The sequence below is a fragment of the Streptomyces sp. NBC_01750 genome (assembly GCF_035918095.1).
GTDB lineage: Bacteria > Actinomycetota > Actinomycetes > Streptomycetales > Streptomycetaceae > Streptomyces.
In genome coordinates, this window is the sequence record NZ_CP109137.1 from 6,555,070 (window position 1) to 6,567,513 (window position 12,444).

Here is a 12,444-nt window from a genome sequence, read left to right on the forward strand (position 1 = left end):
GAAGCCCTGCGTGAACCCCAACCCCGCGCCCGATGCGCCCGAGGCCGACGGCCGTCCCCCCACCCATCACCTAGGACAGGACGGAATGTGTGGCCCCCTCGCGGTAGAGGAGGCGACGGTGCCCCGCCAGCAGCCAGGTGGTCTCGGCGAGCAGCACACCCCCATGGCCGGCGCGTCCTTCGGCGACCGAGCGGCTGAGCTCCTCGACCATCCCGATCCGCAGCGCGCCGCGGACGCTGCGGCCGTCGAGAACCTCCTCCGCTGCTGGGTACGGGAGAACAATCTCGCGAAGCCGGACGGCGACACCCTGCGCATCCCGCTGCACGCCAGTGGCACCGCGCTGCTCGTCCCCGTCCGGTACTGGTCGGTCACCGGCTGGCACCGCTTCGGCCTGCCCGCCCTGGCGAGCGGCCCGAGCGAGGCACCGGGCGTCGATGCCGTCACCGTCGCCGCGCTCCTCGGCCGGGAAGCGGGCCAGAGCGAAGGAGCCGACCTGGTCGGCCGCGTCGCCGACTCGGTGCGGCGCACCACCGACTTCATTACCGACCGGCGAGCCCACCCGGCTCCGGTACCCGAGGCGGATCTCTTCCTCACCGCCGAGCAGTCCCTCGTACTGGGCCACCCGCTGCACCCGACGCCCAAGAGCCGTGAAGGACTCTCCGAGGCCGAGGCCCGGCTCTACTCACCGGAACTGCACGGCTCCTTCCCGCTGCACTGGATGGCCGTCGACCGGTCCGTCCTGGCCACCGATTCGGCCTGGACCGAACAGGGCCGCACCCTGCCGGCCGAACAGCTCACCGCCCGCCTCTGCGGCGACCTCCGACTCCCCGACCACACTGTTCCGCTGCCGCTGCACCCCTGGCAGGCCCGCGAACTGACACACCGCCCGGCCGTCGCAGCCCTCCTCGACGCTGGTCTCCTGCACGACCTGGGTCCCTACGGAGGGCCCTGGCACCCCACCTCCTCGGTCCGCACCGTGCACCGCCCCGGTGCCCCGGCCATGCTCAAGCTCTCGCTCGGCGTACGCATCACGAACTCCCGTCGTGAGAATCTCCGCAAGGAACTCCACCGCGGTGTCGAGGTGCACCGGCTGCTCCGCACCGGCCTCGGCGAGCAGTGGCAAGCTGCCCACCCCGGCTTCGACATCGTGCGTGACCCCGCATGGCTCGCGGTCGACGCCGCCGACGGCGAAGCCGTACCCGGCCTCGACGTCATGCTGCGCCACAATCCCTTCGGCTTCGGCGACGACGCCGTCTGCATCGCGGGACTGACGTCCCCCCGCCCTTGGCCGGACCGCCCCGGAATGCACTCGCGCCTCGCCGACGTGGTGGAACGGCTCGCCACGCGCACCGGCCGGCCCACCGGCGCGGTCGCCACCGAGTGGTTCCTGCGCTACCTAGACCACGTCGTTCGCCCGGTGCTCTGGCTGGACGCCAGGGCCGGCATCGCTCTCGAGGCCCACCAGCAGAACACGCTCGTGATCCTCGACCCCAAGGGCTGGCCCGTCGGCGGCCGCTACCGAGACAACCAGGGCTACTACTTCCGCGAGTCCCACCGTGCCCAGCTCGAGCGCCGCCTTCCCGGCATCGGCACCGCCAGCGACACCTTTGTCTCCGACGACGTCACCGACGAGCGCTTCGCCTACTACCTCGGCATCAACAACGTCCTCGGACTGATCGGAGCTTTCGGCGCTCAACGCCTCGCCGACGAGCGCGTACTCATCGCCGCTTTCCGACAGTTCCTCACTGTGAACGCCGGCATGGGATCGCCGCTGCCCGCGCAGCTTCTCGATGCCCCCACCCTGCGGTCCAAAGCCAATCTGCTCACGCGGCTGCGCGGTCTCGACGAACTCGTCGGGCCTGTCGACACCCAGTCCGTCTACGTCACCATCACCAACCCCCTTCGCCCTTGAGAGAACACAAACCGACCGAACTGCGAGAGGAGAGCGTCGCCGTGTCTCCCACCGATGCGAGCACCGGCACCGGAGCCGGGCCGGTACCTCTGCTCGGCGGAGGCGCCGAGGACACCTTGGACCTGCGGCTTCCCGAGGAGCTCTTCGCGCTGTTCCGCGAGGACGAACTGACCCTCGCTCCCCAGCCCGCGGACGACGACGACGGCCACCTGCTGGACACCCCCGCCGGCTGGGGGCCGGCCACCACTCCGCTCGGGCACTTTCAGCTCGTCCCCGTCCGGATCGAACGCGATCTGGGGCTGGTCAGCCGGTGGATGAACGACCCTGCCGTGGCCGAGTTCTGGGAGCTGGCCGGACCCGAGTCGGTCACCGCCGGCCATCTGCGTGCCCAGCTGGACGGCGACGGACGCAGCGTTCCCTGTCTCGGCGTGCTCGGCGGCACCCCCATGAGCTACTTCGAGATCTACCGCGCCGACCTCGACCCACTGGCGCGGCACTACCCGGCTCGTCCTCATGACACCGGAATCCACCTCCTCATCGGCGGTGTCGCCGACCGCGGCCGCGGTGTCGGCTCCACCCTCCTCAGAGCCGTCGCTGACCTCGCTCTCGACAACCGACCCCGCTGTGCACGAGTAATCGCGGAACCAGACCTGCGCAACACCCCTTCCGTATCCGCCTTCCTGAGCGCCGGCTTCCGCTTCTCTGCCGAAGTCGACCTCCCTGACAAGCGAGCTGCCCTCATGGTCCGCGACCGCGCCCTTCGCAACCTGCTGTGAACGACCCGCTGCCTTACTTACACCGCTCGACCCGCATCGGTTCCACTCGAGGAGTCCCCGTGCTGAAGTCCCCCGCCACCCATGACTCCGCGGAGCCGGCCGCGTTCCCGTTCACCCCGCCCGGGCTGAACCCGCAGGGCTGGGACCGGGCGGCCGGCCGTCTCCTCGCCAAGATGCTCGGCGAGTTCTCCTACGAAGAGATTATCGAGCCGGTCCCCGGCGGGGGCGACCACTACACACTCGTGCTCGACGACGCCGGCAGCCTGTCCTTCCACGCCCGGCGCGGGGCGTACGGAAGCTGGCGAGTCGATCCGCACTCCATCGAGCACGAGGGCCGGCGCTTCACCGATCCGCTTGCCTTCCTCGCCGGGGCCCGACGGCTCCTCGCCCTCGACGGAGCCACCCTCGGCCATCTCCTCCGCGAGCTCTCCACCACCCTCGCCTCCGACACCAGGCTCGATCAGACGGCGCTGACCTCGGCCGAGCTCGCCGATCTCGGCTATGCGGAACTCGAGGGCCACCAGACCGGCCACCCCTGGCTCGTCCTCAACAAGGGCCGCATCGGTTTCTCCGCCACCGACACCGCGCTCTGGTCTCCCGAGGCCCGCAGACCCGCCCGGCTCCCGTGGATCGCGGTCAGCTCCACCATCGCTGCCTACCGCGGCGTACCAGGGCTCGCGGCCCCCGACGACCTGTACGTCCGTGAACTCGACGCTCCCGTACGCGAGTCCTTCGAGGCCACCCTGCGCGCCAGGGACCTCGACCCCGACACATATCTCTTCCTCCCCGTACACCCCTGGCAGTGGGACGAGGTGCTGCTGTCCCTCTTCGCGCCCGCCATCGCCCGGGGCGAGATCATTCCGCTCCCCACCGACGGTGATCTGCGGCTGCCACAGCAGTCGATCCGTACCTTCGCCAACCTGGACCGTGCCGACCGGCACACCGTCAAGCTGCCGCTGTCGATCCTCAACACCCTCGTCTGGCGCGGACTCCCGACCGAACGGACTCTCGCAGCGCCCGCCGTTACTTCTTGGGTACACGGACTGCGCGACACGGACCCCTTCCTGCGCGACGAGTGCGGAGTGATCCTCCTCGGTGAAGTCGCCTCGGTCACCGTCGAGCACCCCCTCTACGACCACCTCGCGGAAGTGCCTTACCAGTACAAGGAGCTCCTCGGCGCGATCTGGCGCGAGCCGCTCCAGCCCCGTCTCGCCCCCGGCGAGCGGGCCCGAACGCTCGCCTCGCTCCTTCACACCGACCCGCAGGGCCGCGCTTTCACCGCCGAGCTGGTCGGGCGTTCCGGGCTTGCCCCCACCGTCTGGCTCCAGCGCCTTTTCTCCGCACTGCTGCCGCCGCTGCTCCACTTCCTCTACCGCTACGGCACCGTCTTCTCACCGCACGGGGAGAACGCCATCGTCGTCTATGACGAACAGGATGTCCCGGTGCGTCTCGCGATCAAGGACTTCGTCGACGATGTGAATGTCAGCGCCCGGCCGCTGCCCGAACACGACTCGATGCCCGACGACGTACGCCAGATCCTCCTTACCGAGGACCCCTCCTTTCTCACTCAGTTCATCCACTCCGGGCTCTTTGTGGGTGTCTTCCGCTTCCTCGCCCCGCTCTGCGAAGAGCAGCTGGACGTACCGGAGGAGGAGTTCTTCGCGCTCGTACGGGCGGAAATCCTGCGGCACCAGGCCCGTTTTCCGGAGCTCAAGGACCGCTTCGAGATGTTCGACCTGCTCACGCTGCGTATCGAGCGCCTGTGCCTCAACCGGAACAGGCTCCATCTCGATGGCTACCGGGACCGTCCCGACCGGCCGCACGCCGCCGTCCACGGCACCGTCCCCAACCCTCTGGGCCCCTCCTGATGAACGGACACCTGGTCGCGTTGTCAGTGGTGCCCCGTAGGGTGGTCGGGCTATGACGAAGCCATCCCTCCCCGAGCTCCTGCATGCCGCTGTCACCGCCGTCGGCGGCGTGGAGCGGCCAGGCCAGGTCACCATGGCCGAGGCCGTGGCCGAAGCGGTCGACGACAATGCGCACCTCCTCGTCCAGGCCGGCACAGGCACCGGAAAGTCCCTCGGCTATCTTGTGCCCGCGCTGGCGCACGGCGAGCGGGTCGTGGTGGCCACGGCCACCCTTGCCCTTCAGCGCCAGCTCGTGGAGCGTGATCTTCCGCGGACCGTTGACGCGTTGCACCCGCTGCTGCGTCGACGGCCCGAGTTCGCGATGCTCAAGGGGCGTTCCAACTACCTCTGTCTGCACCGCCTGCACGAAGGCGTACCGCAGGAAGAGGAAGACGGGCTCTTCGACCAGTTCGAAGCCGCCGCGCCCACCAGCAAGCTCGGCAAGGACCTGCTGCGGATGCGCGACTGGGCCGACGAGACCGAGACAGGAGATCGCGACGACCTCACGCCCGGCGTCTCCGACCGGGCCTGGGCGCAGATCTCCGTCTCCTCCCGGGAGTGCCTGGGCGCGACGAAATGCGCGTACGGCGCCGAGTGCTTCGCCGAGGCGGCCCGCGAGCGCGCCAAGCTCGCCGACGTCGTCGTCACCAACCACGCACTCCTGGCGATCGACGCGATCGAAGGCGCCCCGGTGCTGCCTCAGCACGAGGTGCTGATCGTCGACGAGGCCCATGAGCTGGTTTCCCGGGTCACCGGCGTCGCCACCGGCGAGCTCACCCCCGGTCAGGTGAACCGGGCCGTGCGCCGAGCGGCGAAGCTGGTCAACGAGAAGGCCGCTGACTCTCTCCAGACTGCTGCCGAGACCTTCGAGCGGCTGATGGAGCTCGCACTCCCCGGCCGTCTCGAGGAGCTCCCCGAGGATCTCGGGTACGCATTGATGGCGCTCCGCGATGCGGCCCGCACGGTCATCTCGGCCCTCGGCTCCACCCGCGACAAGTCCATCCAGGACGAGGACGCCGTACGCAAGCAGGCCCTCGCCTCGGTCGAGAACATTCATGACGTCGCCGAGCGCATCACCCAGGGCTCCGAGTACGACGTCGTCTGGTACGAGCGCCACGATCGATTCGGCGCGTCCTTGCGGGTGGCTCCGCTCTCCGTGGCCGGGCTGCTGCGAGAGAAGCTCTTCGCCGAACGGTCGGTGGTTTTGACCTCTGCCACGCTCAAGCTCGGCGGTGACTTCAACGGCGTCGGTGCCTCGCTCGGCCTCGCCCCGGAAGGCACCGAAGGCGAGGACATCCCGCAGTGGAAGGGTCTCGACGTCGGCTCGCCCTTCGACTATCCCAAGCAGGGCATCCTCTACGTGGCCCGCCATCTGGCGACGCCCGGCCGCGAAGGCTCCCGCGGCGACATGATGGACGAGCTCGCCGATCTGGTGGAGGCGGCCGGCGGCCGTACGCTCGGCCTTTTCTCTTCCATGCGGGGTGCCCAGGCGGCGGCCGAAGAGCTGCGCGGCAGACTCGACAAGCCGATCCTGCTGCAGGGCGAAGAGACCCTCGGCGAACTGATCAAGACGTTCGCCGCCGATCCGGAGACCTGTCTGTTCGGCACGCTCTCCCTGTGGCAGGGCGTCGATGTGCCGGGGGCCAGCTGCCAGCTGGTGGTGATGGACCGGATCCCGTTCCCACGCCCCGACGATCCGCTGATGAGCGCCCGCCAGAAGGCGGTGGAGGAGGGCGGTGGCAATGGATTCATGGCCGTCGCCGCGACGCACGCTGCCCTGTTGATGGCCCAGGGTGCGGGCCGGCTTGTCCGTGCCACGGGTGACCGGGGTGTCGTCGCCGTACTCGATCCGCGGCTCGCCAACGCCCGATACGGCAGCTATCTGCGGGCCTCACTGCCCGACTTCTGGTACACCACGGACCGAAACCAGGTGCGTCGCTCGCTGGCCACTATCGATGCGGCCGCCAAGGTGGACGGCAAGTAGTTCCCCTGCTGAACCGCAGCTACCGAACGGCACTCAGTCACACTCAACCGCCCATGGACACAGCAGGGCCCCGGGACCGGCGCAGTGGGTCCCGGGGCCCGGTCAGAGCCGGCGGGTCTGTCACACCCGCCGGAGCACCGCCACCACCTTGCCGAGGATCGTCGCCTCGTCACCGGGGATGGGCTGGTAGGCGGCATTGTGGGGGAGCAGCCACACATGGCCGCTCTCCCGCTTGAACCGCTTGACCGTGGCCTCGCCGTCCAGCATCGCGGCGACGATGTCCCCGTTCTCCGCGACGGGCTGGCGTCGCACCGTCACCCAGTCCCCGTCGCAGATCGCGGCCTCGATCATCGAGTCACCGACGACCTTCAGTACGAACAGCTCGCCGTCACCGACCAGCTGGCGGGGGAGCGGAAAGACGTCCTCGACGGATTCCTCCGCGAGGATCGGGCCGCCTGCCGCGATCCGGCCGACGAGTGGCACGTACGACGCGGCCGGCTTGCCGGTCGTGTCCGTCGGCTGGGTGCTCGGCTGGTCCGATCCACGTACCTCGTACGCCCTGGGCCGGTGCGGGTCCCTGCGCAGGAAACCCTTGCGCTCCAACGCCATCAGTTGATGTGCGACGGATGAGGTGCTGGACAGGCCTACCGCCTGACCGATCTCGCGCATCGACGGTGGGTATCCGCGCCGCTGCACGGAGTCCCTGATCACCTCGATGACGCGCCGCTGCCGATCCGTGAGGCCGGAGCTGTCTGCCCGGATCCCTGGAGGTCGGCCGGGCAGCGAACGAGTGGGCTTGGGACCCTCCGGGGTCGTGGCTGCGTCATTCATGGCATGCACCGGCTCGAATCGGTTCTGGGAGCGGTCCTGGGCAGTGATGGTGGCACTGTCTGCGGTGGTGGTCACGTCGGCCCCTCTCGAATGGTCTCCCTAGCTGGACAACGGTAGTTGGTTTCGAAAGGTTGCGCCAAACACACGTTCGAGTGAAAATTCGCAGATCGCCTGACGTGGGCGTGTGGCTGGGTGTATGTGCGAACGATCTGCCGACGAGGCATTTCGGGCCACTACGCTAACCTTCGGCGCCGCGGCACGGTGAGGCGGGGTGATTCCAGTCTGGCACCCGGCGGTCCGGAATCCACGGAGCCGCGCGTTTCCCGTCGTCCCGTGGCCGGTCCCGCGCCTCCCGGATGTCGCGACGTGGGGCTTGCCGCTGGTGCGGCCTTCCCGCGGCGCCGCACCGCATTGCGGCGCGGCCCCTCCGCGCCCCCGCCGTGCGACACGCGCTGAGACTCAAAAGCGCAACCAAACCCCAGATCTAGTGGTTGGATTGTCTCTGTCGCCCAGAAGTTGTGGTCCCTGGTCCTCCAAGACCGTGGGCATCGCCTATGCTTGGGGCTGCTTCGGAGGGCTTCGATCTACCCGCCGAGGCTATTCAGTCGTGCTGTGAAGGAGGGTTGGGAGCCATGCACTGCCCCTTCTGCAGGCACCCCGACAGCCGTGTCGTCGACAGTCGCACCACCGACGACGGAACGTCGATCCGGCGTCGCCGGCAGTGCCCCGACTGCTCGCGCCGGTTCACGACGGTGGAAACCGCCTCGCTGATGGTCATCAAGCGCAGTGGGGTGACTGAACCCTTCAGCCGTACCAAGGTCATCTCCGGCGTGCGCAAGGCGTGCCAGGGGCGGCCGGTCACCGAGGACGCCCTCGCCAAGCTCGGCCAGCGGGTCGAGGAAGCGCTGCGTGCCACCGGCAGCGCCGAGCTGACCACCCATGACGTGGGTCTGGCCATACTCGGCCCCCTGCAGGAACTCGACCTCGTCGCGTACCTGCGTTTCGCGTCGGTGTACCGGGCTTTCGACTCACTCGAAGACTTCGAGGCCGCCATCGCGGAACTCCGCGAGCAGCGGCCTCCCGCAGAGAAATGCGGGACCGGCGAGACCCTCGAGGTCCCCGTGCCCGCCACCGCCGCCGACTGAGCAGTACCGGCTGACCGGCCCGGGCCCGCGGAAATGGCCCGTCGGCCGGCAGCTGAGCGGCAGAAGACCTGTCGCGGGCGCCGTGTGCGGCGCCCGGGGCATCAGACACACAATGTGCCACGGGAAGATCTGGGCACTTCAGGGCGTTTTTGCCCATGTATGGGAGGCGGCATGACAGAGACGACGAGCGGCCCGGCACGAGGGTCCCGCGCCAAGGGATCCAAGGCGAGCAAGGGTCTGCGTATCGAGCGAATCCACACCACCCCCGGCGTGCATCCGTACGACGAGGTTGTCTGGGAGCGCCGTGACGTCGTCATGACCAATTGGCGCGACGGCTCGGTCAACTTTGAGCAGCGTGGCGTCGAGTTCCCCGACTTCTGGTCGGTGAACGCGGTCAACATCGTCACCAGCAAGTACTTCCGCGGGGCTGTCGGCACCCCGCAGCGCGAGACCGGTCTCAAGCAGCTCATCGACCGGATCGTGAAGACGTACCGGAAGGCCGGCGAGGACTACAGCTACTTCGCCTCGCCCGCCGACGCCGAGATCTTCGAGCACGAGCTGGCGTATGCCCTCCTGCACCAGATCTTCAGCTTCAACTCGCCGGTGTGGTTCAACGTCGGGACGCCACAGCCGCAGCAGGTCTCCGCCTGCTTCATCCTGGCCGTCGACGACTCCATGGAGTCGATCCTCGACTGGTACAAGGAAGAGGGCATGATCTTCAAGGGCGGCTCCGGCGCCGGCCTGAACCTCTCCCGTATCCGCTCCTCCAAGGAGCTGCTCTCCTCCGGCGGCAACGCCTCCGGCCCGGTCTCCTTCATGCGTGGCGCGGACGCCTCCGCGGGAACGATCAAGTCGGGCGGCGCCACCCGCCGCGCGGCGAAGATGGTCATCCTCGACGTCGACCACCCCGACATCGAGAACTTCATCGAGACCAAGGTGAAGGAAGAGGAGAAGATCCGCGCCCTGCGCGACGCGGGCTTCGACATGGACCTGGGCGGCGACGACATCACGTCCGTCCAGTACCAGAACGCCAACAACTCGGTCCGTGTGAATGACGAGTTCATGAAGGCCGTCGAGGCCGACGGCAAGTTCGGGCTGCGCGCCCGGATGACCGGCGATGTGATCGAGGAGGTCGACGCCAAGTCGCTCTTCCGCAAGATGGCCGAGGCGGCCTGGGCCTGTGCCGACCCCGGAATCCAGTACGACGACACGATCAACAACTGGCACACCTGCCCGGAGTCCGGCCGGATCAACGGCTCGAACCCCTGCAGCGAGTACATGCACCTGGACAACACCTCGTGCAACCTCGCCTCGCTGAACCTGATGAAGTTCCTCAAGGACGACGGCAAGGGCAATCAGTCCTTCGAGGTCGAGCGCTTCGCCAAGGTCGTCGAGCTGGTCATCACCGCGATGGACATCTCCATCTGCTTCGCGGACTTCCCGACGCAGAAGATCGGCGAGAACACCCGCGCCTACCGCCAGCTGGGCATCGGCTACGCCAACCTCGGCGCCCTGCTGATGGCCACGGGTCACGCGTACGACTCCGACGGCGGCCGTGCGCTCGCCGGCGCCATCACCTCGCTGATGACGAGCACTTCGTACAAGCGCTCCGCCGAGCTCGCCGCTGTCGTCGGCGCGTACGACGGCTACGCCCGCAACGCAGAGCCGCATCAGCGGGTCATGAAGCAGCACGCCGACGCCAACACGTCTGCCGTCCACGTGGACGATCTGGACTCGCCGATCTGGGCCGCCGCCACGGAGGCCTGGCAGGACGTGATCCGCCTCGGCGCCAAGAACGGCTTCCGCAACGCGCAGGCCTCGGTCATCGCGCCCACCGGCACCATCGGTCTCGCGATGTCCTGCGACACCACCGGCCTCGAGCCCGACCTCGCCCTGGTCAAGTTCAAGAAGCTGGTCGGCGGCGGCTCGATGCAGATCGTCAACGGCACGGTCCCGCAGGCCCTGCGCCGCCTGGGCTACCAGGAGGAGCAGATCGAGGCGATCGTCGCCCACATCGCCGACCACGGCAATGTGATCGACGCTCCCGGCCTGAAGACCGAGCACTACGAGGTCTTCGACTGCGCGATGGGTGAGCGCTCCATCTCCGCGATGGGCCATGTCCGCATGATGGCGGCCATCCAGCCGTGGATCTCCGGCGCGCTCTCCAAGACGGTCAACCTGCCGGAGACCGCCACTGTCGAGGACGTCGAAGAGGTCTACTTCGAAGCGTGGAAGATGGGCGTCAAGGCGCTCGCGATCTACCGCGACAACTGCAAGGTCGGCCAGCCCCTCTCCGCCAAGACCAAGGAGAAGGAGAAGGCCGCGGTCACCGAGAAGACCGAGGAGACGATCCGGGCCGCGGTCGAGAAGGTCGTCGAGTACCGCCCGGTCCGCAAGCGTCTTCCGAAGGGCCGTCCCGGCATCACCACCTCCTTCACGGTGGGCGGCGCCGAGGGCTACATGACCGCCAACTCCTACCCGGACGACGGTCTCGGCGAGGTCTTCCTGAAGATGTCGAAGCAGGGTTCCACCCTCGCCGGCATGATGGACGCCTTCTCCATCGCCGTCTCGGTCGGTCTGCAGTACGGCGTCCCGCTCGAGACGTACGTCTCGAAGTTCACCAACATGCGCTTCGAGCCGGCCGGTATGACGGACGACCCGGACGTGCGGATGGCGCAGTCGATCGTTGACTACATCTTCCGCCGCCTGGCGCTGGACTTCCTGCCCTTCGAGACGCGCTCGGCGCTCGGCATCCACTCGGCCGAGGAGCGCCAGCGTCACCTGGAGACCGGTTCGTACGAACCCTCCGACGACGAGATGGACGTCGAGGGCCTGGCCCAGTCCGCACCGCGTCAGCAGGAGACGCTGAAGGCTGTCGCCGTCCCGAAGGTGGAGGTTCCGGCTCCGCACACCTCGGCGGAGCTCGTCGAGATGCAGCTGGGCATCAGCGCGGACGCGCCGCTGTGCTTCTCCTGCGGGACGAAGATGCAGCGGGCCGGCTCCTGCTACATCTGCGAGGGCTGCGGCTCGACCAGCGGCTGCAGCTGAATGTGAGCGCCTTGCAGGCGTGAAGTAACTGCTCGTGGTGGGGAGTCGGTGAACTACCGGCTCCCCACTCGGCCGCAGTGGCTAGCGGGGCTTCACGTCGCCCGGATCCCCAAGCGTTCTTGCTATCAGGTCGGTATCGCAGTACTCGGTCAGTGATTGCAGCTTTCCCTCTTTGATGTGGCAAACCCAGCAGTACGTATTGTGATAGGGCTTCCCTTCCGTGGTGGTGGCGCGACCTCTGCACTCCACGACCACGCAATCGCCGGCGGCGATGAAACGTTGTGGGGCGTTCGTGTATGTATCCGCGAACTGGGCGAGCAGCGGCCGAAAGAGCTCGTTGAGGACGGCCTGCTTACCCTCATAGGTCCCGGACCATTTCGTCGTACCGATGATCGTCCAGCTGAAGTCGTCGGCGAGGCTCTCGGCGAGGGGCTGGCCGTTCCCTTCCGCCAACCCGCCGAAGATGTGCTGCAGCAGTCGCGTGTTCTCGGTCTCGCCCATGACTCCTCCGTCACCTCGTGCCTTTCAGGTCCGGCCTGCCAGTCAACAGGCTCGAGTGCCGTTGCGGGCAACCTTCCTTGTGAGAGGCCGGCCGCGGCGGGAGTGCCGGCGCAGGCACTTGGGCCTTCGGGACCGACAGGCCGGGTGCGGAGGAATAGCGCATGCCAGGAATAAGTGCTCTGCGCCAAAGAGCCAGCGCCCTTCGGGCGTGACAGCACTTGATCGAGCCGGGGAGCCGACGCGCACTTCGGCTCCCCGGCTGTTTCTACTGCGCGGGTCTCGATCTTGCGAGCGGTAGCACCCGACGGAACGAGAGGAGGGGCGTCGGCACTGTGCCGAC

General features: G+C 68.1%; 8 protein-coding genes. 6 read left to right on the forward strand and 2 right to left on the reverse strand.

Annotated elements, in window-relative coordinates:
• The first annotated feature begins 10 nt into the window (after positions 1-10).
• The 4 genes from OG966_RS29890 to OG966_RS29905 are packed head-to-tail and all read left to right on the forward strand — an operon-like array spanning position 11 to position 6,579.
• A complete protein-coding gene (locus OG966_RS29890; RefSeq protein WP_326653043.1) occupies positions 11-1,912 on the forward strand; it encodes an IucA/IucC family protein in 1,902 nt (633 codons plus the stop codon).
• Between the two features lie 41 nt (positions 1,913-1,953).
• The gene (locus OG966_RS29895; protein ID WP_326653044.1) at positions 1,954-2,688 is read left to right on the forward strand and encodes a GNAT family N-acetyltransferase; all 735 of its coding nucleotides are present in this window, start codon (positions 1,954-1,956) and stop codon (positions 2,686-2,688) included.
• A 59-nt stretch (positions 2,689-2,747) separates the two neighbouring features.
• Positions 2,748-4,556, forward strand: a complete 1,809-nt coding sequence (locus OG966_RS29900) for an IucA/IucC family protein (protein WP_326653045.1) — start codon at positions 2,748-2,750, stop codon at positions 4,554-4,556.
• A gap of 52 nt (positions 4,557-4,608) precedes the next feature.
• Complete coding sequence (locus OG966_RS29905) at positions 4,609-6,579, forward strand: ATP-dependent DNA helicase (protein ID WP_326653046.1); 1,971 nt, start codon at positions 4,609-4,611, stop codon at positions 6,577-6,579.
• 120 nt (positions 6,580-6,699) lie between these two features.
• Here OG966_RS29905 and lexA read toward each other — a convergent pair whose 3' ends face one another.
• Complete coding sequence (gene lexA, locus OG966_RS29910; RefSeq protein WP_326653047.1) at positions 6,700-7,485, reverse strand: transcriptional repressor LexA; 786 nt, start codon at positions 7,483-7,485, stop codon at positions 6,700-6,702.
• A 557-nt stretch (positions 7,486-8,042) separates the two neighbouring features.
• On the opposite strand from lexA, the gene nrdR reads away from it, so the two are divergent.
• Positions 8,043-8,555 (forward strand): transcriptional regulator NrdR, encoded by a 513-nt coding sequence (nrdR, locus tag OG966_RS29915; protein WP_326653048.1) that lies wholly within the window; start codon positions 8,043-8,045, stop codon positions 8,553-8,555.
• Between the two features lie 171 nt (positions 8,556-8,726).
• Entirely contained in the window at positions 8,727-11,603 is a 2,877-nt protein-coding gene (locus tag OG966_RS29920) for a vitamin B12-dependent ribonucleotide reductase (protein WP_326653049.1), read from the forward strand.
• A gap of 81 nt (positions 11,604-11,684) precedes the next feature.
• On the opposite strand, the gene OG966_RS29925 is transcribed toward OG966_RS29920, so the two are convergent.
• Positions 11,685-12,104: a nuclear transport factor 2 family protein gene (locus OG966_RS29925; protein WP_326653050.1), complete on the reverse strand. Its 420-nt coding sequence runs from the start codon at positions 12,102-12,104 to the stop codon at positions 11,685-11,687.
• Positions 12,105-12,444 lie beyond the last annotated feature (340 nt).